17 protein-coding genes are annotated in these 20,852 nt (G+C 59.8%); 7 read left to right on the top strand and 10 right to left on the bottom strand.

Features of this window, described 5'->3' with window-relative positions; translation table 11 throughout:
* Window positions 1-98 precede the first annotated feature (98 nt).
* The 5 genes from ACLBW8_RS16945 to ACLBW8_RS16925 all read right to left on the bottom strand — a co-directional run bounded on the left by ACLBW8_RS16945 (window position 99) and on the right by ACLBW8_RS16925 (window position 5,510).
* Complete coding sequence (locus tag ACLBW8_RS16945; RefSeq protein ID WP_073638665.1) at window positions 99-278, bottom strand: hypothetical protein; 180 nt, start codon at window positions 276-278, stop codon at window positions 99-101.
* A 156-nt stretch (window positions 279-434) separates the two neighbouring features.
* Window positions 435-1,610 carry a lactonase family protein gene (locus ACLBW8_RS16940; RefSeq protein WP_447805903.1) on the bottom strand — a complete coding sequence of 392 codons (1,176 nt, stop codon included), beginning with the start codon at window positions 1,608-1,610 and terminating at the stop codon, window positions 435-437.
* Window positions 1,597-1,887 carry a DUF5629 family protein gene (locus ACLBW8_RS16935; RefSeq protein WP_432750595.1) on the bottom strand — a complete coding sequence of 97 codons (291 nt, stop codon included), beginning with the start codon at window positions 1,885-1,887 and terminating at the stop codon, window positions 1,597-1,599. Before ACLBW8_RS16935 ends, ACLBW8_RS16940 begins: the two co-directional genes overlap by 14 nt.
* A 197-nt stretch (window positions 1,888-2,084) precedes the next feature.
* On the bottom strand, window positions 2,085-4,460 hold the full coding sequence (locus ACLBW8_RS16930) for an efflux RND transporter permease subunit (protein WP_221294947.1): 2,376 nt from the start codon (window positions 4,458-4,460) through the stop codon (window positions 2,085-2,087).
* 15 nt (window positions 4,461-4,475) lie between these two features.
* Complete coding sequence (locus ACLBW8_RS16925) at window positions 4,476-5,510, bottom strand: WD40/YVTN/BNR-like repeat-containing protein (protein WP_432751522.1); 1,035 nt, start codon at window positions 5,508-5,510, stop codon at window positions 4,476-4,478.
* 299 nt (window positions 5,511-5,809) lie between these two features.
* Between ACLBW8_RS16925 and ACLBW8_RS16920 the strand changes: the two genes are divergently transcribed.
* Entirely contained in the window at window positions 5,810-6,925 is a 1,116-nt protein-coding gene (locus tag ACLBW8_RS16920) for a Gfo/Idh/MocA family protein (protein ID WP_447805902.1), read from the top strand.
* 35 nt (window positions 6,926-6,960) lie between these two features.
* On the opposite strand, the gene ACLBW8_RS16915 is transcribed toward ACLBW8_RS16920, so the two are convergent.
* Window positions 6,961-8,586: a methyl-accepting chemotaxis protein gene (locus ACLBW8_RS16915; RefSeq protein WP_432750596.1), complete on the bottom strand. Its 1,626-nt coding sequence runs from the start codon at window positions 8,584-8,586 to the stop codon at window positions 6,961-6,963.
* A 236-nt stretch (window positions 8,587-8,822) separates the two neighbouring features.
* Here ACLBW8_RS16915 and ACLBW8_RS16910 point away from each other — a divergent pair, with 236 nt between their 5' ends.
* Genes ACLBW8_RS16910 through ACLBW8_RS16900 form a run of 3 tightly spaced genes read left to right on the top strand, consistent with a single transcriptional unit; the run spans window position 8,823 to window position 11,280 of the window.
* Window positions 8,823-10,250: a nucleobase:cation symporter-2 family protein gene (locus tag ACLBW8_RS16910; protein WP_064452706.1), complete on the top strand. Its 1,428-nt coding sequence runs from the start codon at window positions 8,823-8,825 to the stop codon at window positions 10,248-10,250.
* An 11-nt stretch (window positions 10,251-10,261) separates the two neighbouring features.
* A complete protein-coding gene (locus tag ACLBW8_RS16905) occupies window positions 10,262-10,723 on the top strand; it encodes an LEA type 2 family protein (RefSeq protein ID WP_064452707.1) in 462 nt (153 codons plus the stop codon).
* Between the two features lie 5 nt (window positions 10,724-10,728).
* Complete coding sequence (locus ACLBW8_RS16900; RefSeq protein WP_447805901.1) at window positions 10,729-11,280, top strand: GNAT family N-acetyltransferase; 552 nt, start codon at window positions 10,729-10,731, stop codon at window positions 11,278-11,280.
* A 111-nt stretch (window positions 11,281-11,391) separates the two neighbouring features.
* On the opposite strand, the gene ACLBW8_RS16895 is transcribed toward ACLBW8_RS16900, so the two are convergent.
* Window positions 11,392-12,318: a carbon-nitrogen hydrolase family protein gene (locus tag ACLBW8_RS16895; protein WP_447805900.1), complete on the bottom strand. Its 927-nt coding sequence runs from the start codon at window positions 12,316-12,318 to the stop codon at window positions 11,392-11,394.
* Between the two features lie 91 nt (window positions 12,319-12,409).
* Between ACLBW8_RS16895 and ACLBW8_RS16890 the strand changes: the two genes are divergently transcribed.
* Entirely contained in the window at window positions 12,410-13,309 is a 900-nt protein-coding gene (locus tag ACLBW8_RS16890; RefSeq protein ID WP_447805899.1) for a LysR family transcriptional regulator, read from the top strand.
* On the opposite strand, the gene ACLBW8_RS16885 is transcribed toward ACLBW8_RS16890, so the two are convergent.
* A complete protein-coding gene (locus ACLBW8_RS16885) occupies window positions 13,302-13,556 on the bottom strand; it encodes a hypothetical protein (protein ID WP_447805898.1) in 255 nt (84 codons plus the stop codon). The two genes, ACLBW8_RS16890 and ACLBW8_RS16885, sit on opposite strands and share 8 nt — an antisense overlap.
* Before the next feature lie 164 nt (window positions 13,557-13,720).
* Here ACLBW8_RS16885 and ACLBW8_RS16880 point away from each other — a divergent pair, with 164 nt between their 5' ends.
* Window positions 13,721-14,041, top strand: coding sequence for a DUF883 family protein (locus ACLBW8_RS16880; RefSeq protein WP_064452711.1), 321 nt, complete (start codon window positions 13,721-13,723; stop codon window positions 14,039-14,041).
* Window positions 14,042-14,076: 35 nt separating this feature from the next.
* On the opposite strand, the gene ACLBW8_RS16875 is transcribed toward ACLBW8_RS16880, so the two are convergent.
* A complete protein-coding gene (locus tag ACLBW8_RS16875; RefSeq protein WP_447805897.1) occupies window positions 14,077-15,114 on the bottom strand; it encodes an Ldh family oxidoreductase in 1,038 nt (345 codons plus the stop codon).
* A 170-nt stretch (window positions 15,115-15,284) separates the two neighbouring features.
* Between ACLBW8_RS16875 and ACLBW8_RS16870 the strand changes: the two genes are divergently transcribed.
* Entirely contained in the window at window positions 15,285-20,429 is a 5,145-nt protein-coding gene (locus tag ACLBW8_RS16870; RefSeq protein WP_447805896.1) for a dermonecrotic toxin domain-containing protein, read from the top strand.
* A 19-nt stretch (window positions 20,430-20,448) separates the two neighbouring features.
* Here ACLBW8_RS16870 and ACLBW8_RS16865 read toward each other — a convergent pair whose 3' ends face one another.
* On the bottom strand, window positions 20,449-20,718 hold the full coding sequence (locus ACLBW8_RS16865) for a PepSY domain-containing protein (RefSeq protein ID WP_064452714.1): 270 nt from the start codon (window positions 20,716-20,718) through the stop codon (window positions 20,449-20,451).
* Window positions 20,719-20,852: the final 134 nt, after the last annotated feature.

Genomic DNA, 20,852 nt, shown 5'->3' with positions numbered 1-20,852 from the left:
CTTGCCTGCGATGCCGACAACTCGGTCCAACTGATACACCGAGTTGATTTCATCGCAGGCAAGCCAGCTCCCACATTTGACCGTCGCTCAGCTCAAGCTCAGTGTTGGGTCTTGTGATCCAGTGCGGCATAGAAGTTGGCGCTCTGTTGCAGGTATTTCTGGGTGTAGGCGCTGGTGCTGGATTTTTTGCCGGAAACTTCCACGCTGGCAGCGGCAGGCAATGCCACGGTGGCGGAAACAGCGGAAGCGGCGATGATCGAGAAGAGATTGAAGTTCATGTCGGTAACCCTTGTGTTCGTTTGATTGAGTGGCCGGGGAAGGCCTTGGAACCAAACTTACGCCCGAGGGCTAAACCTTAGAAATGCTTTGAAACAGTAGCCGCTATTAATAGAATTAATACACAGAGTCAGGCCCCGCACTGCGGGGCCTGTGGCTTATTGACGCACCAGGAACTTGAGGTCGCTGGGTGCATCGATCGGCAATTTCTGCACGGTTTTACCCAGCAGGCCGGTCTTGGGGTCACGTTCGACCACCACGATTTCATTGCTTTTCTGGTTGGCGATCAGCAGGAACTTGCCGCTCGGGTCCAGGCTGAACTCGCGTGGGTGGTCACCTTCGACGGAACGGCGCTGCAGTTCCTTGAGGTGCGCGGTAGCCGGGTCGATGCTGAATACCAGCATCTGGTTGGCCGTGCCGCGGTTGCTGACGTAAAGGAATTTGCCGTCACTTGAGGCGTGCAGTGCTGCGCCCGCCTTGTCGGACACCGGCTGCCCGGCAGCGAAATCCACCAGTTGGGTTTGGCTGAGCGTGCCGTCCTTGTAATCGAACACCGCCACCTGAGCGCTCATCTCGGTGGTCAGCCAGGCATGCTTGCCATCGGCGCTGAACAGCAAGTGGCGTGGGCCGCTGCCCGGTGGCAGTGGCACGGAGGCCGGGTTGGCCGCAGTGAGTGGCAGTTCGTGGTTGGCCTTTGGGTCATAGTGGTAAACAAAAATCTTGTCTGCCCCCAAGTCCTGGACATACACGTACTTGCCATCCGGCGACGACACGACCGAATGCACGTGGTTGGAGGCCTGGCGTTCAGGGTTGACGCGGCTCGCCGGGTGCGCGCTCAACTGCACCGGCGCCGACAGCTTGCCATTGGCATCGACCGGCAGCACCGCCAGGCTACCGCCCGGGTCTTCCAGCACTGAATAGTTGGCGACGAACAGGTAGCGCCCGTCAGCAGCCAGGCTGGAATGGGTCGGCTCGTTGCCCAGGCTCTGCACCTGGTTGATCAGGGTGAGCTGATGGCTCTGCGGGTCAATGCTGTAGCTGCTGACACGCCCGACCGGGTCGTTCTGGCCCGGGCCGTTCTCATTGACCACAAACAGGTGCTTCTGGTCTTTGGAAACCGTCAGCCACGAGGGGTTGGCCGCCTTGGCCGCCAGCACCGGCTTGCCACTGAACTGCCCCGTACGGCTATCAAACTGCAGGCGGTAGATTCCTTCGCTGGTGCCGGCCGTGTAGCTGCCCACCAGCAATTCATACGTGTCGACCGGCGCGGCTTGCACCGACATCGCACCCACACTGCCCGCCATCAGCAGGGGCCAGAATTTACGCATCATCATCCGCTTCATCCTCGTCGTTATTGTTGCCGGTGACGCCGCTCATGCAGACCAGGCGATGCTCGCCCGAGTCACCGGTAAGGGTCCAGCTTTGCAGGGTTTGATCAAAAACCGCCGCCTTGACTTGCTCCAGGCTGAAACTCCAGCGTTTCTCGGCACGACCGTCCATGCAAATGATCAGCAATTTTTGGTCGTCCAGGCTGAAATCAAAGGCGTGCAGGCCATCGATTTCCAGCATGTCGCTGGTGGCGAGGATGGTAGTCAGGTTGTCAGCAGTCATGGCAGTCAATCATTTTGCGGGAAAGTGCCAATGATAGCCCACGCTGTAATCTATAGGTTGGACATAGAACCAAAGTGGCAGCGGCGGTGCGACTTGCTCGCGAATGCGGAGTATCAGTCACCCAATGCATAGACTGAACCACCGCATTCGCGAGCAAGCCCGCTCCCACAGGTTGACCGAGCAAGGCCGTTAAACCATCAGTGGGCAAACAACGAATTGCCCTTCTGCCCCGCCAGTTTCTCGGGCTTGATCAGGAACCGCGCGAGCGCCGGCAACAGCCACAGCGCGCCGAACATGTTCCACAGCAGCATGAAGGTAAGCATCAAGCCCATGTCGGCCTGGAACTTGATGGCCGAGAAGATCCAGGTGCATACGCCGATTGCCAGGCACAGGCCGGTGAACAGCACGGCTTTGCCGGTGGACTTGAGCGTTTGGTAGTAAGCCTCTTGCAAAGGCAAGCCGGCACGCAGGAAGCTTTCCAGACGGCTGTAGATGTAGATGCCGTAATCCACGCCAATCCCCACGCCCAGCGCCACCACCGGTAAAGTCGCGACCTTGACGCCGATGCCCATGAACGCCATCAGCGCGTTGCCCAGCACCGAGGTCAGTACCAGCGGCAACACGATGCACAGGGTGGCGGCCCACGAGCGGAAGGTGATCATGCACATGGTGGCCACGCACAGGTAGACCAGGATCAGAATGGTCAGCTCCGACTCCTTGATGACCTCGTTGGTGGCGGCTTCGATCCCGGCGTTACCGGCGGCGAGGATAAACTCCAGGCCGTCCTTGTTGTTCTCCTTGGCGAAGTCCTGCACGGCATGTACCGCACGGTCGAGGGTTTCGGCCTTGTGGTCGTTGAGGAACACCAGCACCGGCGCCAGCGAGCAATTGTTGTTGTACAGGCCATCGGCACGGGCAATCGAGTTGTTCAGTACGTCAGGGTTGCGCGACAAGGTTTCCCATTTGAGGTTGCCCTCGTTCATCCCCTTGATCATTTGCTTGGACACGGTCACCAGTGAGATCGCCGACTGCACGCCCTCGGTGTTCTGCATCTTCCACATCAGTTGGTCGATGGGCGCCATGGCTTCATAGCGCGAACAGCCTTCAGCACGGGTTTTGACCATCACCACCAGCACGTCGGAGCTGGTGGAGTAGTTGCTGATGATGAAATTGTTGTCCTTGTTGTAGCGCGAGTCCGGGCGCAGTTCCGGTGCGCCCTGGTCCAGATCGCCAATCTTGAGGTTCTGGCTGTACCAGAGGCCGCCACCGAAGGCGATCAGCGCGAGCAAAACAGACACCGGCGCGACCTTGGGGCTGGCGAATTTGGACAGCAGGCGCCAGAACGGGTGTTCGCGGTGCGCGTCCTTTTTGCTCTTGGCGATGGCGCGCTGGCTGATGCCGACGTAGGAGATCGCCACCGGCAGCAGGATCAGGTTGGTGAACACGATCACCGCCACGCCGATGGAGGCGCCGATGGCCAGCTCGCGGATTACGCCGATATCGATGATCAGCAGCGTGATAAAGCCCACGGCGTCGGCGAGAATCGCGATCATCCCCGGCAGGAACAGTTGCCGGAACGTGCGTCGCGCCGCGGTCAGCGCGTTGTCCGCCTCACTGGATTGCAGCGCAATACCGTTGATCTTCTGCACGCCATGGGAAATACCGATGGCGAAAATCAGGAACGGCACCAGCATCGAATACGGATCGAGGCCGAAACCGAAAAAGTGCATCAGCCCGAGTTGCCAGACCACCGCCACCAATGTCGTGCTCAATACCGCGACGGTGCTACGCAGGCAGTTGGTGAACCACAGCAGCAGAATCAGGGTGATGACGAACGCGATACCAAAGAACATCACCACCATGACCAGGCCATCAATCAGGTCGCCGACCTTCTTGGCAAAGCCGACGATGTGGATTTTGACGTTGGGGTTTTGCGCTTCAAACTTGTCGCGGATCTTGTCTTCGAGTTCATGGGAGAACGTGCGGTAGTCCAGGGCTAGCAATTTGCCCTGATCCTGCGGGTCCGGGTAGGACTCCAGCAGCGGGATGTCGACGATGCTTGACTTGAAGTCGTTGGCCACCAGGCGCCCGACCTGGCCGGACTTGAGCACGTTATTGCGCAACTGGTCGAGGCTTTGTGGCGAGCCGTTGTAGCTTTGCGGGATCACTTCACCGCCGGCAAAGCCTTCTTCGGTGACTTCGGTCCAGCGTACGCTGGGGCTCCACAGCGACTTGAGGCCCGAGCGGTCGACGCCCGAGATGTAGAACACCTCGTCGTTGATCTGGCGCAGGGTCTCCATGTACTCCTTGGTGAAAATGTCGCCATCCTTGGCCTCCACCGAGATGCGCACGGTGTTGCCCAGGTTGGCCAGGTCATTGCGGTGTTCCATCATCTTTTCGATGAAGGGATGCTTGAGGGGGATCATCTTTTCGAAGCTGGTGGACGGGCGAATCAGCGTCGCCTGCCAGAACAGGAAAATACTCACCAGCAGGCAGATGACGATGACTGCCGGGCGATTGTTGAAGATCAGGCGCTCAAGCAAGGTCGCTTTATCGTTGTGATGACTGCTCATTCTTTACCCGCCTTCTTATTGTTTTTCGAGTTCAGCGCCGGCCGGCGTAGCAACGCGTACACCGCCCTGCCCGACCAGAATCAAGTTGCCATTGCCTGCCGCAGTGACCGCCGACAATGAAATGCGGTCCGGGCGGTTGAATACGCTGAAGGTCTGGCCGTCGTCGTGACTGACCACCACACTGCCGCCGTTGCCGACCACGACCAGCGAGCCGTCATCGAGCAAACTCGCCCCCGACAAACCGAACTCCAGGGCGCCACGCGCCGCATTCAATTGGACCTGCTCCCAGGTGGTGCCGAAATCCGTGGAGCGATACAGGTTGCCGCGCAGGCCATAGACCAACAGGGTTTGCGGTTGGGCGGTGCTGATCACACCGAACAGCGACCCCGCGTAGGGGCCTTCGAGCTTCTCCCAGGTCTGGCCGTCGTCGCTGGAGCGGAACATGCTGCCCTGCTCGCCGACAATAAACAGCCCGGCGTCCTTGATGTAGGCGATGGCGTTGAGGTGGAACTGGTCTTCGTTGTCGAGACGATCGCTGACGTCTTCCCAGCGTTTGCCACCATCGGTGGTTTCAATCAACGCACCGTAGGCGCCCACGGCGATACCGTGTTCGGCATCCTTGAACCACACGTCGAGCAACGGGGCTTCGCGCTTGAGGTCCTGGTATTGCTGGGCCCAGGTGGCGCCGCCGTCGGCGCTTGCCAGAATCTGCGCATCATGGCCGACCGCCCAACCGTGTTTATCGTCGACGAAATACACCGCCGTGAGCAGTTGCCGGGTAGGGACTTTGGCTTGGGTCCAGGTGCTGCCCTGGTCATCGGAATAGAGGATGTGCCCGCGATCACCGACCGCCACCAGACGCTTGCCGGCGTGGACCACATCGATCATCAGGCCTTTGGCGGCCTTGGGGGATTCAATCGCAAATACCGGCTGTGCACTGGTATCGCCGGCGGCGAACACGGGTGTCGATAACACCCCAAACAGCGAGAGCGCTGTGGCCAGCATCGCAACCTTGCGTGCGGCGCGCGGGCAGCAAACAGCCCAACCCATGACAGGCTCACTCATAGACCTTTCTCCCCATTTATTATTGTTAGGTGGTCTCGCCTTCCCGGGCTCTGAAACCTGCACTCTAGAGCGCCTGGAGGAAGCAGGGCCATCCTATCGGGCTTTCGAATCGTCTGACAATCGGCGCTACGTTATCTTTTGTTAACTGGCAGCGTTTGGCCGCGGCCTGAATATGACTGCATTCCCCAGGCTGATTAATGAATATTTATTCCACCTATTGAATTTAGAGAATTTTTATTCCATTAATGGCGCTCTTGAAAACAATAATTCAAAGGACCACGGCTATGCGTGAACTCGGAATCGGCCTGATCGGCACGGGCTTCATGGGGCGCGCCCATGCGTTAGCGTTCAACAATGCGCGGGCGGTATTCGAACTGCCGGTACGCCTCAAGCTGGCCGCCCTGGCCGATGCCGACACCGAGCGCGCTCGGCGTTGCGGCACGGCGTGGGGGTTTGCCCAGGCCCACGGCGATTGGCAGGCGCTGATCGACGACCCCACGGTTGAGGTGGTGGCCATCACCACCCCCAATCATCTGCACTACCCCATGGCCATGGCCGCTATTGCGGCGGGCAAGGCGGTGTATTGCGAAAAGCCGCTGGCGGTCAGCCTGGAACAGGCCGACGCCATGCGCCGCGCTGCGCGTGCCGCCGGCGTGGTCACGCGGGTCGGCTACAACTATCAGCACAACCCGATGATCAGCCTGGCACGGCAGATGATCGCCAATGGCGAGCTGGGCGAGATCATCAGCTTCCAGGGCGAGTTCAGCGAAGACTTCATGGCCGACCCGGCTTCGCCCTGGTCGTGGCGTTGTGAAGTGGAACATGCCGGTGGTGCGCTGGCGGACCTCGGTAGCCATCTGCTGTCGATGGCGCGCTACCTGGTGGGCGATGTGCTCAGCGTGTGCGCCGATACCCAAACCGTCCATGCCCAGCGCCCCGCCACCGCCGGTAGCCAGACGCACCGCGCGATTGCCGTGGATGACCAGGTGCATGCGCTGCTGCGCTTTGCCAACGGCGCCCGTGGCACCGTGAGCAGCAGTTGGCTCAAGCATGGCTACAAGAACCACCTGAGCTTCGAAATCAGCGGTACGAAAGGCACCCTTGCGTTCGATCAGGAACGCTTGAATGAGCTGCGTGTATGCCGTGTCGGCCAGGACGGGTTCCAGCGTTTGCTGGCAGGTCCTGCCCTGCCCGGCTATGCCGCGTTCAGCCCGGCGGCCGGGCATCAGTTGGGCTACAACGAGTTGAAGACGCTGGAAGTACACGAATTGATCATGGCGCTGGCAGGCCAGGGTGTCGATGGCACCGACTTTGACCACGCGTGGGAGGTCGAGCGGCTGGCAACGGCGATTCGCCTGGCCGCGCGGGAAGCGCGTTGGGTCAACGTGAACGAGGTGTAAATGCGGGGAGCGGCGCGCTCCCCCACGCTTTCGGATCAGATGACGAAACGCGCGACCATCCCGTTCAAATCCACCGCCAGGCGCGACAGCTCATGGCTGGCCGCGCTGGTCTGGTTGGCGCCCGCCGCCGACTGAGTCGCCAGGTCGCGGATGTTCACCAGGTTGCGGTCCACTTCACGGGACACCTGCGCCTGCTCTTCCGACGCGCTGGCGATCACCAGGTTGCGCTCATTGATCAGGCTGATGGATTGGGTGATCTGCTCCAAGGCCACACCGGCGGCGCGGGCCATTTCCAGGGTGGCCTGGGTGCGCTGGTTGCTCTGCTGCATCGACTGCACCGCTTCACCGGTGCCGCTCTGGATACCGGCGACCATTTTTTCGATTTCCTGGGTCGACTGCGCGGTGCGATGAGCCAAGGCGCGGACTTCATCGGCCACCACCGCGAACCCACGGCCGGCTTCACCGGCGCGGGCCGCTTCAATCGCTGCGTTGAGCGCGAGCAGGTTGGTCTGTTCGGCAATTGCGCGTATCACGTCGAGGACCTTGCCAATGTCGCGGCCCTGAGTGGCCAGGCCTTCGATCATGACCGACGTGTTTTGTACATCCTGGGTCATGGTTTGAATCGCGCCGACGGTTTCCACCACACGGTCACGCCCTTCACGCGCCGCCTGGTTGGATTGGCTGGAGGCTTCGGAGGTGGACACCGCGTTGCGCGCCACCTCTTCCACGGCAGCGGTCATTTCGTTGACGGCGGTGGCGGCCTGGTCGATTTCGTTGTTCTGCTGTTGCAGGCCTTTGGAGGCTTCCTCGGTGACCGCGCTCAGTTCTTCCGCTGCTGACGCAAGCTGGGTGGCGGAACCGGCAATGTGCTGGATGGTTTGGCGCAGGTTGGTTTGCATCGCGGCCAAGGCACCGAGCAAACGTGCCGGTTCGTCCTTGCCGTCGTCTTCGATGGCTTTGCTGAGGTTACCGGCCGCAATGGTCTCTGCCACTTCCACGGCTTTGCGCAGCGGCGTAACGATGCTGCGGGTCAGCAGCCAGGCCAGCAACACCGTCATCAACGCCGCCACCACCGACACGCCGATAATGCCGGCAACCGCTTGCTGATAGCTGCCTTCAGCATCACGGCCGGCCTGTTCGGCATCCGCACTATTGATAGCAATCAGTTTGTTCAACTGCTCGCCCATCAGGTCAGTGCCGTCCTTGATACGGGTATTGATGAGGGTGCGCATCTCCTCGACTTTGTTCTGCTGGGACAGCGACATCATCTCGGCCTGGGCGGTGAAGTAACTGTCGAGCGTGACGGCGAAAGTCTTGTACAACGCCGCCTCTTGAGCGCCCGCCGGCATCGCCGCATAAGCGCTCTGCGCCTGCTTGACCTTGTCGACCAAAAAAGCCACGCGAGTTTTGGCTTCTTCCAGGGAGGCGGGCTCGCGATTGATCAATATGCGGAACGAGAGAATTCGCAGGCGCAGCACGTTCTCGGTCATGTTGCCGAGAAACTTCACGCTGGGTAATTGGTTGGTCCCCATATCCAGCGATGCTTGACGGATCGTCGTCATGCGGTTGACGGCAAACACGCCAAGGATTACTACCAGCAACGCAATGAACGCAAAACCGAGAAAAGCGCGAGGGGCAATATTCAGATTACGAAGGGACATAGGGCTGCTCTCGAGAAGTAGTGTTTGCAAGCATCCCTGCCGCGACACGATCAGTCAGCGTCAACGCGGCGACCTGATCTTTGGGCACCACTCTTGTAATTAGGATAGGTGGGCTTACCTACGCTATCGGCAGACGTGTGAAATTTATGCAGAATATTTCGAAATTTTTTTACACACTTCTGACAACACGTACTTTCTGGCATCCTGCGCGCCCCTTTCCCTACCGGGCCTGTATTTTGTCTGACGCTCAAACCCCTCGCCCCCGCTATAAATCCGACCTGATCTACGGCCTGGAAGACCGCCCGCACTTCACCGCAGCGATTTTTGCAGCACTGCAACATGTGCTCGCGAGTTTCGTCGGCATCATCACCCCCACGTTGATCGTCGGCGGCGTGCTTGGCCTGGAAAGCGAAGTGCCGTACCTGGTGAGCATGGCGCTGTTCGTGTCCGGGCTCGGGACCTTTGTGCAAGCGCGCACGTTCGGTCCGATCGGTTCCGGCCTGCTGTGCCTGCAGGGCACCAGTTTTTCGTTTATCAGCGTTATTTTAAGTGCCGGGTTCATGGTCAAGGCCCGAGGCGGCGGCACGGATGAGATCCTCTCGACGATCTTCGGCATCTGCTTTTTCGCGGCCTTTATCGAAGTGGTGCTCAGCCAGTTCATCGGCAAGCTGCGCAAGCTGATAACCCCGGTAGTGACAGGCACCATTATCACCTTGATGGGCTTGTCACTGATCAAGGTGGCGGTCACCGACATGGCGGGGGGCTTCGGTTCCAGTGATCTGGGCGCGGCGAGCAACATGGGGCTGGCGGCGCTGGTGCTGCTGACCATTGTAGTGCTCAACCGCTTCAGTAATCCGTTCCTGCGCCTGGGCTCGATCGTAATCGGCCTGACCCTGGGCTTCGTGGTGGCCTGGTGGATGGGCCGCGTCGACATGGCGGCGCTGCCGCAGGTGCCGTTGATCAGCGTGCCAGTGCCGTTCAAGTACGGGTTCTCGTTCGACTGGGTGGCGTTTATACCGGTGGCGGTGATCTTCCTGATTTCGCCATTGGAAGCCGCCGGTGACTTGACGGCCAACTCGATGATTTCCCAGCAACCGGTCAAAGGCCCACTGTACATCAAGCGTATCAAGTCGGGCCTGCTGGCCGACGGCCTCAATTCAGCGATGGCCGCGACGTTCAACAGCCTGCCGATGGTGACCTTCGCCCAAAACAATGGCGTGATTCAGCTGACCGGCGTGGCCAGTCGCTACGTGGCGTACTTTATCGCCGGCCTGCTGGTGCTGCTGGGTTTGTTTCCAATGATCGGTGCCGTGCTGCAACTGATGCCCAAACCGGTACTCGGCGGCGCCACCCTGATCATGTTCGGCACCGTGGCCGTGGCCGGGATCAAGATTCTTGCCGAAGCCGGGCTGCATCGGCGCAATGTGCTGATCGTGGCGATTTCCCTGGGTATGGGCCTGGGTGTCGCGGCCGTGCCGGAAGTCTTGCGCGACTTGCCCAAGGCGCTGCACAACATCTTCGAGTCGCCCATCACCGTGGGTGCGTTCTGTGCAATTGTGCTGAACATTTTCCTGCCGGAAGAGTTCTTAGAGCTGGAAGAGGATGAATTTGATCCGGAGTCCTCTACCCTCAAGGTCATGCAGGATCCGGACGTCACGAAATAGGAGCATCTTTAATGCGCAAGCTCATGGTTCTATCGCTGCTGCTGCTTACCTTGAGCGCCTGCGCGCTGTTCCCCAACCGCGACCCGGTCAACATTACGGTGGTCGGCATCGAGCCGCTGCAAAGCCAGGACCTGGAGGTACGCTTCGCCGTTAAGCTGCGGGTGCAAAACCCCAATGAAACGGCGATCGACTACAGCGGCGTAGCCCTGGACCTGGACGTGAATGGTCGGCCGCTGGCGTCGGGGGTGAGTGATCAAGCCGGTACCATTGCACGCTTTTCCGAGACCGTGCTGATGGTGCCGGTCAGCGTTTCGGCGTTTTCGGTGTTGCGTCAAACGCTGGGGCTGAGCCAGACCCAGAGCTTGAACAACTTGCCGTACGTACTGCGTGGCAAACTGGCCGGTGGGCTATTCGGCACCATGCGCTTCGTGGAGCGCGGTACGTTGGACCTGCCGAACACGGCGACCTGGTAACTGCCATGCAACCGATATTGCTCACTGAACGACTGATCCTGCGCCCGCTCACCCTGGACGACGCGGACGGTATCCAGCAGCAATTCCCGCATTGGGAAGTGGTGCGCTACCTCAATGCCCTGGTGCCCTGGCCCTACCCGGCCAACGGCGCGCGCACTTATCTGCAACAGAACGCCCTGCCCGCCATGGCCCGTGGCGAGGAGTGGCACTGGTCGATCCGCCTCAACAGCGCGCCCGAGCAACTGATCGGCAATATCAGCCTGATGGACGAATACGACAACAACCGCGGCTTCTGGCTGGGCCCGCAATGGCAAGGCCAGGGCTTGATGAGCGAAGCCAGTGCGGCGGTGACCGAATACTGGTTCGGCACACTCAAGCGCCCACTGCTACGCGTGCCCAAGGCTGCGCCTAACCTGGGGTCACGGCGGATTTCCGAGCGCACGGGGATGCGGTTGATCCGCACGGATAACGGGGAGTTTGTAGAAGGGACTTTCCCGCGCGAGCTATGGGAGATGACCCGCGAGGAATGGCTTGAATCACAATTGCACAAGCGCTGAAATTTAATGTGGGGGCTGGCTTGCCTTCGATGGTGCCGGGTCAGCAGCAGAGGTGTTGACTGACACACCGCTATCGCAGGCAAGCCAGCGCCCACATTGTTCCAGCGGGTTTTAGTCAGTGATGTAGCGCACGCCCGGTTTGGCACGTTCATCCACCACCAGCTCAAAAACATCCGGCCGCGCGTAATGCCCCACCACGTCATAGTCATACCGCGCCCGCACCAGGTCATCGGTGTTGATCTGCGCGATCAATAACCCCGTCTCTCCCACCAGCGGCCCGGCCAGGATGTCGCCCATCGGCCCGACAATCACACTGCCGCCGGCGATCAATGCGCGGTCTGATGGCCAGTTGGCAACCTTCACCCCCAGCGCCTCGGGAGAAGCCTGCACCTGACAGGCACTCACCACAAAGCAGCGACCCTCATGGGCAATATGGCGCATGCTCACCTGCCACATCTCGCGCTCATCCACGGTCGGCGCGCACCACACCTCCACGCCCTTGGCGTACATCGCTGTGCGCAGTAACGGCATCATGTTTTCCCAGCACACTGCGCCGCCGATGCGGCCTACCGCTGCGTCGATCACCGGCAAGGTCGAGCCATCGCCCTTGCCCCAGATCAGCCGTTCGGTGCCGGTGGGCATCAACTTGCGGTGCTTGGCGACCAGGCCGCCCGACGGCTCGAAATACAGCACGGTGCAATACAGCGTACTGCCACTGCGCTCAATCACACCGAGTACCAGGCTCGCGCCGGTACGTGCCGACAACCCGGCCAGGGCCTCGGTCTCGATGCCCGGCACGTCGATGGCATTGGCAAAATACCGCGCAAAGGCTTCGCGGCCTTCCGGCAGGCGATAACCCAACTGCGTGCCAAAGCTTTCGCCCTTGGGATAGCCGCCGAGCAAGGCCTCCGGCATCACCACCAATTGCGCGCCACTGCGCAGTATTTCGTCCTCATAGGTCAGGATTTGTGCCAGGGTTTGCGCCTTGCCACCCGGCAGGGCGCCGATTTGCAATGCGGCCACGGTAGAAATAGGCATGACGAACACTCCGAACAAGGGGGGTTGCCCATTCTCCGGCCAGCCAGGATCATGAATAAAGCCCACTTCAGTGCTGAATGATATGAGCCAAATGAATATCGCGCAGGTTGACCTTAACCTGCTGAAAACCTTCGAAGCCCTGCACGACGAGTCCAGCGCCAGCCGCGCGGCATTGCGCCTGGGCGTCACCCAGTCGGCAATCAGTGCCGGTTTGCGGCGCTTACGCGAAATATATGGCGACCAGCTGTTCGTGCGCACTGGCCGTGGCTTGGCGCCGACCCTGCGGGCCAATCAGTTGAAGCCGGTCATCAGCGAGGCACTGGACCGCTGTCGGCAGAGCCTGGCGATGACCCATCCGACTCATCCCGACTACCAGGGACGGTCGGTGGTGCTGGGTTTGTCCGATGACTTCGAAATCGCCCACGGCCGCCGGCTAATGGAGGAAATAGCGCAACGCGCGCCCAAACTGCGGGTGATTTTCCGCCAGACCCATAGCCAAATCGTCGCCGCCGCCCTGCTCGACCGCACCCTGGACCTGGCGATTACCGCCGGCGGCTTTGCCGAGCGCCGGCTGAGCCGGCACGTGCTGGGAGACGGTGATTACCGCTGCCTGATAGACCCGCAAAGCCTGACGCCAGGCCAGCACGGCATCAGCCTGGAAGAATTCGTCACGCGCGAGCATGTGCTGGTGTCGTCGGGAGGGTTTATCGGGATTACAGACGAAGGTTTGGCGGCGCAAGGGCTGAGCCGCCAGGTGTGCGCATCCACCAGCCATTTTGCCGCGCTGCCGTATTTGCTCAAGGGTAGCCAGGCACTGGCGACGATTCCCGGGCATGCCGCCGAGTCCATTGCGCAGATGACCGGCTTGCGCGTGTTGCCCTGCCCGCTGGCGTTACCGCGCTACCCGGTGGAACTGGGCTGGCGCACCCAGGCCCAGCTTGATCCGGTGTTGCTTAAAGTACGTGAGGCGATTGTGGCGTGCTTTACTTAGCCGCAGCCATCAGCTTGTTGACTTCGCTACGTACCATGTTGGAAAACTCCGGTGGCGACATGCCGTCCAGTTCCGCACGTACCCACTCAGCCCACTTGCCCTTGCGCTTGGCGCGCTCGCCGAACAAGCGTGCCGCTTCACCTTTGGCCTTGCCCAGGTTGGTTTGCCACAGGTCGTAGAGGCGGGACTTTTCATCTTCCAGCTCGGCGCGTTCGGCGAGGGTTCTGTTGGCCAGATTGAAGCTCATGTTGAATTACCTGCTGCACAAATAGGTGACATCTTACACTGTAGGTCGAAACTTCCAGATTCGGATTTTGCTCGAGCACACGCTACGGGCAAAAAAACTGCAACTTTTGCCGCAACCCGATACTCCATTGTTCACTGTCACATTTACCTGCAAGGAGTCACACAATGGCCCGCAAAACTGCCGCCCAAGCTGTCGAAGACCAAATCAAGGATCAAGCTTTCAGTGAACTGACGGCGCTGATCGAAGAATCGGACAAACTGCTCAAAAGCAGCGCGTCCCTGATAGGCGAAGAAGGCGAAACCTTGCGCGAGCAGGTTGCCATCAAGCTCAAGCAAGCGCTGGACTCGGTGTCCAACGTGCGCGAGCGCAGCAAGCCTGTCGTCGATGCCACCGAAACCTACATCGGTGGTCATCCATGGCAGACCGTGGCGATTTCCGCAGGCTTTGGCCTGGTGGTCGGCCTGCTGCTCGGTCGCCGCAACTGAGTAACGGGGGCTGCTGCCTGAGGCAGCGGCCCCTTTTAACCCTCGGCCAATTCCTGCAATTGCCGAAGGTCCTTCGCCTCAATCACAATACCTGTCTCCTGCGACTTCGCCCGTGTGCGATGACGCCGATCCCCCGGCAACCGCCGCAAACCCGCCGCATGCATCTGCCGCACCAACTCCTGGCTGCGCTCGGCAAAGTGTTGCCCGGCGGTTTTGCTTGGGTCGATCAGGATCAGTAGCTGTCCGGTCCACGGCGTGCGCGCGCCCGGGTGATCCGACCAATTGAATTCAAATGAGAAGTTGCCCCCGGTGAGCGCCGCTGCCAACAACTCGACCATCATCGACAGCGCCGAGCCTTTGTGGCCGCCAAACGGCAACAACGCCCCGCCCTCAAGAATCGCCTTGGGGTCCTGGGTCGGCTGGCCCAGGCTGTCGACGCCCATACCGGGCTCGAGGCGCTCGCCCTTGCGCGCGGCAATCTGCACGTCACCGTGGGCGATGGCGCTGGTGGCCAGGTCAAACACGATGGGCGCGCCGTCTGCCCGGGGTGCGGCAAACGCAATGGGATTGGTGCCGAACAGGGGCCGATCGGCGCCATGCGGCACTACGCAGGTCATGCTGTTGACCACGCTCAGCGCCACCAGCCCTTCTTCGGCGAAGGGTTCGACATCCGGCCACAACGCGGCGAAATGATGGGAGTTGTGAATAGCCAGCAACGCAATGCCGGCGCTGCGGGCCTTGGCTACCAGCTGTGAACGGGCCGCCGCCAACGCCGGTTGGGCGAAGCCGTTGCAGGCGTCTACCCGCACGCAACCGGACGCGACGTCCGTGACCACCGGCACGGCTTTGCCGTCAACCCAGCCGCTGGCCAGCGTGCTGAGATATCCCGGAACCCGGAAGATGCCATGACTGTGGGCACCATCGCGTTCGGCGCTGGCGCAGTTGTGCGCCAGGATGGCAGCCACCTGCGGGGATGTGCCATGCCTGATAAAAATCTGTTGTAGCAATGCCACCAGCTCAGAGAAGCCGATTGAGGTTGATGCCGTGGCAACTGTCGGAGACTGCGCAGACATTTGAAGCTCCGTTTTTATGATTGGAAGGGGCAACGAATGAACATTCAGGCCGTTGATTAAACACCACGCACGCGGCCTGCTGTCAACTTGCACCGGGGCTGATTATTTACCCCTGCTCGCCGCCTGCGCCTATTTACCCTGCCAACTCCTATGCACATTGGAGGCAGACCATGATCCGCGCGACCCCTGCGTATTTTTTCGACGAGTTCCTGCTGCCCGTCAGCAGAAAAACACCCAGCGAGCGCGAGCGTGCGCTGGGGCTGACAGTCAAAGACCTGGATTGGCTGCATACGCTGTACTACGCCACCGATGCCGCCCGGCAGGATGCGCAACTGCGCGACCATCCCATGCGCGTCGAAAAGCTGATGATCCACGTTAGCGGCCAGCCTGCGATTCCAATGGCTGGGGCTTTCGTGATGAGCCCCAGCCCGGACGGTGGCAAGGCCCTGCTTTACACACCTTATGCGGGCATTCAGGTCTCAGACGATCATGCCTCGCTACTCGCCGCGGTCAGCGCGCAGTTGGCGGATGCGCAGCAGCGCGTTGACTTGATCAGGTTCCTGTCGATCGCCCAGCGCAACGCATTGCCCGTTGGCACGCCCATCACGTTGACCACCCTGATCGTCGAAGGCGCTGTCATGGAAGACCAGGAGCAAACCCTGCAGGTTTGCCAACAGGCGAACGTGCAAGCCATGCTTGGGCAACTGCAAAACATTCCCACGTTGCCCAGCATGCTCGACACACTGCTCGGCATCATGGCGCGGTCTTATTTCCCGGGCCTGGATCAACGTGATACGCGGGTGAACTGTTTTATACAAAACCTCGGGGACGCCAATCGACGCTGGGTGGATTCCCTGCCATTAAGCGAAGTACTCCTGCAGTTTTATGTAGGACATGCCTGGCCAAAAGAGCAAAGCCGCGAGTTCTTGAACCCGAAACATGTCACAACCGCCTTCAACCAGCGCCAGTTGGAACAAGATCGCCAACAGTGGGAGAGCTTAATCGAACAGACCTCCAGCATGCTGTCGAAGCTGCTGGACAGCCTGCTGCAGACCTACTGGAACGAAGACACAGACAACGGCGCCTCACGCCTGGATTTTTTCGCACAGGTCATGGCGGATAAGTTTCGCGTCGATACCCTGCTCAAGCGCCAAAACAACCTCATCAGCGCCGACGAAAGTCACATGCTCCAGGCAATGTTCCTGAGTGACCAGGCCGCTCGCAGCACCTACGCCACTCGCCTGAGTGTTGAAAAAGTACGTGTGTACGCGCCTTACCAGCACTACGTGGAGCTGGCGAGCACCCTGATGATCCACGAGAACAACGCTTACCTTTACACGCAGTCTCGTGGATTACAGGTGGTCAAAGACCTGGATGACCTGAAAGAGACGTTATTGAGCATGCTCAAGGCCGCGGGGCACGAAGATGAGCTACTCAATTTCCTGTCACTGGATGAGCGCAACGTGTTTATCGGTCTGGACCAGATAAACATCGCGACCCAGCCGGTGATGGGCGGCATTTTTTCTGGAATGATCGAAGACATCGCGCGAAAGCAAATCAGCAATATGAACCATGCACTGGAACTCTACCGGCGCAGCGATGGCCAGGTAAACCTGAGCGCCCTGCTCGATTACGCGCTGGATGTACGCACCATGCTGGATGATCGCCTCGCGCCGCTGGACACCGGTGGGCGCTGGACCGTCCACCCCGCCACCAGCGGTAATGACCGCCCCTCTACGGTAAAGGCAGAACGCGCCAAGCTGTACCTTCAGCGCCTGAAGGCCGCCGAGAAGACATTGACCATCGAGCGCAAAAGTCATCCGACATTACGCAGCATGGTCGCCCACGCCCTGGACGCGCAACTGCAATCACAGCGTCTGGATCTCAAGGCAGATGAAGTCTTTATCAACACCTACGACACGCAGGCCAAAGAACGTGAAGTGCGCCCGCCAGTCGCCTCCCTGAGCATGGTTGAACACTTTATCGAGCGTCTGAGCATTAAAACCGGGCCCGTTCCCAACGTCGCCGGGATCGGTCTTTACGAGAAGCTAGACCCGCGTGTCGCCTTGCGGTTGCCCAGCATCACCGTAAGCACGTTCAACAAGGTGATTGATGAAGGCTTGAAGGTGTTTGCCAGCCACGAGATGCGCGAACTCCCACGCCTGTTTCTCAGCAGCCTCAGCAACAAACACGCCCACTCGCTGCTGCTAGGGTTACGCAGCGAGGCCGAACTGAGGCTATTGGGTAAAACCCTGCCCTCTCGCAGCCAGAAAATACTCGACACCGTACTCAGGGCCGACAGCCTTGTGCGCTTGACGCGACATGGCCTCAACGGTTTTTTGCCGGATGCCTACGCTTTGACGCTGGATGTCGGCTCGCCGGTTAAATCCGTGCCGCTTGCCAATACGTTTTTACTGACTGAACGCGGCGGAATCGATCCGGATTTCTCCGGCCAGGTCGTGCTCTGGACGCCACGGCGCGGGCATGAGGCCTTTGCCTCGATTCAAGCCTTTCGCGAGGCGACAACAGCGCGTCTTGAGCACCCGATCAGACGCTTGAGCCTGCTGGAAAACCTGCCCATTTCCCAGCGAGTGCCCCATCAGGTTTATCGATTGGGTCCCCTGCAACGCGTTGACGATAACGTGCTGGATAATCGCCTCAAAACCTACAGCGACTATGTCATGGACGGGGTTGACCACCTGCTCACCCTGAAATTGCCCGCCCGCGCGTTCCAGGACGGCCTGGATAGGGTCCTGGAGGAGGCGCCGCCCACCAACCTTGCACGGGCAATCGCGGTGGCCGACGGTATGATCAACCAGCAGGCCCTGCCGGTCTGGCTGGGAATGGCGCCGACACAAGACCAGATCCATCAGGCGGAGCTTCTTGAGCAGTACCACAACAGCGCCCCCGAAGAAGAAGACTACTTGCACGGGATCACGCCCTTGCGTGCGTACGCCCTCACAGAACTGCAGAAGCTGCTCACGGCACGCTTTCCCGGCCAGCCCCTCAACCCCGACAACATTCTGATCCCCCTTCACCAGGCCCTCGACATCCATACCTACAGCCTGACCGACTTTGCCCTGCAGCACTGGCCTGACCTGGACGCCCAAAGCATTCGCCCACGCTCACGCACCGCCGCCCCCTTGCCGGACACGTTGGACGCAACTGCGGTGATTCAGATGGTCCGGCAGCTGGATCTGAAAACCGCCTACCAGACGCTGCTGCAAAGCCGGTTGAACAGTCAAACCGAGGAAGGCCGCAAACGCCGACGTTTGTTTTGCCGGCAATTACCTTGGCAATCGTTGCAATACGCCCACGAGCAAAAGCTGCAAGAGCGACTTTCCACGCAAGCCCTGAGCAGCGTTCAACAAATTTTCGACATGCCAGACGCCCTGGCGCGTGCGTCGCTCCCAGGTGCATCGGCCATGATTCGGCCGCTGGAGTTGATGGCGACCGAAGGCGCTACCCCCGTCAAGGTACTGGGCATGTACCTGATAGGTGATGAAACGGCAGGCGCGGCTCCCCTGGTACTTTATGCGCCCTACAGCGAAAACCATGTATTCAAGGAATATGCGAACGAGCGAGCGCTGCTGGATGAACTGGAGAGGCCGGGAGCACTTCAGGACGGGGTCATCATGCATCTGGCGCCCCCACATCAGGCCACTTACCGCAACTTGCTGCAAAACAACCATCATCGCCCCTCCGACCTTCGCCTCGCCTCGACCGCGATAAGCTCGAACGCCCTTCACTCCCTGTTCGATGACAACACGCAGATCCTGCTCAAGATGCTTGCCTGCCAGTTCGAGAAAGGCGCCAAGGGGCTATGGGACAGAGTGACCGGCCTGTTGGGCAAAGAAATCCCCACGGCAGTGCAATTCATGGCGGGCAAACTCGCGTACCCACTGGTGGTTTGGCGCAGCTATACGCTGTTCAAGCGTTCAGCCGAAGCCCTGCAATTGCACCAATGGAGGGCCGCATTAAAGGACTTTGTCAGAGGCGTGGCGCAAATGGCCTCTCTGCGCAGTGAGCTTGAGGGCACCGCACAACTGCCCCCCACGGGAAAGGAGGTGCCCGAGGCCGACCTGACAGACGAAACCCTGCCGACCGCCACCCGCCTGGCGACGCTGGACATCACCGCCCCCTCACGCACTCGATTGCAGCCTTTCGAGGATCACGATATCGCCTTGAAGGACCTTGAAAAAAGCAGCGTCACCCATGTTTATAGCGACAAGAAGACGTTGAAAAACTATGTCCCGCTGGACGGCAAGGTGTATTCAGTCAAGAAAACCGCCCAACGCTGGCGCCTGGCAACCAATGATCAGCGCGGCCCCTATGTTGGCCGTGATGCCAAGGGGCAATGGGTGCTGGACCTCAGCCGCCATAACCCACGCTTCGGCAAGGTCCTGTCGCGCATAAGAACACGCGGCGGCGAACGGGAGGCCATCAATATCCAGGCGACCGGCATCCGGGACATTGCGGCGCTGTCCAGCTGGAAAGCTCAAGTCATCAATGAGGCGTTGAACGTGGCGACTTACTACGCCGTCACGTGCAAGCGCAACATCACCCAGTTTTCCAGATCGCTCGACCCCAATAGCCGGGTAGGTCTCTTTTTGGGTGAAATGTTCGGTGTCATCAGCCTGACCCCTGATCAGTTGCAGAGGATCGAGAAGATAGTCGACGGGATGCTGGAGGAGTTGAGCGACCCGAGCTTGACCGGCCCCGATTCCAAGCGTTTTGTCAGCGGGACCAGCCGCTTGAACCCGACCGTGAGTTACGCCTTTGTGCTCGACGGGGACAAGGACCGTAAGCTGTATCTGCTGGATCGGTTCTTTGATCCGCATTTGGATGCTTACCAGAATCGCCTGAACTCACCCTTCGATATCTCGGCCCACGCCAGAGCCAGCGTACTGATACACGAGTTGACACACTTGAAGGCCAAGACTGCCGACATCGCCTACCTTGACAGTATGCGACCGTTCCCTGACCTGATGAATACGGCCAGACCCGGTGCTCGAGAGTTGAAGACCGACCTGGAGGATATACGTCGGACTGCACTGTCCACGTTGACGCCGGCAACCATGCTGTTCAAGACCTGGGATGATGTCACGGCATCATGGGAAGACTATGGGTATGAAACGGATACCCGTCACGTCAAACGCATAGTCCTTAACGCCACGGGTGCGAAGAACCTCGACGACGCTCGGCAGGTGTTCATGAGTAACCCCGACAAACGCATTGACACCATCCTGGCCAACGCCGACTCAGTCACCTACCTGATGACTCATCTGGGCCGTCTTCTGGATCCGGGGGCCTGAGCAGCCCCCGCAGGTCACGTCAGTCTTTCTGGTCACGCAGAATGTTGCCCGACATGCCGTCGATGCGTGCTTCATAGACGGTGCCATCGGATTTGCGCCCTTTGACTTCCCAGTAGCCCTTGTCATCGGCTTCAGCGCTATAGACCTCGACATACGCGGCCTTGGTCTTGGCGGTCTCAATGGCTTTTTCGATGGTAATCCAGCCGGCACCTGGCTTATCGGCAAGGGCTGCGCCGGCACTCAGCAGCGCGGTGGTTGCACACAGGGCGACTACGGTTTTCTTGAGCATTTTCGATCTCCATTGGGGGGATGACGGACTCGTGTCCTGTATTTTCTGATATTTACAAACGAGAATAAGTTCCAATTGATATGCAATCGCCATGACGGCGGTTCTCGCCGTCTGCCTCCAGAGGTTAGAATGGG

This window comes from Pseudomonas sp. M5A4_2d (assembly GCF_053345295.1).
The sequence above is the reverse complement of the archived record's forward strand: the minus strand, read 5'-3'. Positions and strand labels throughout refer to the sequence as shown.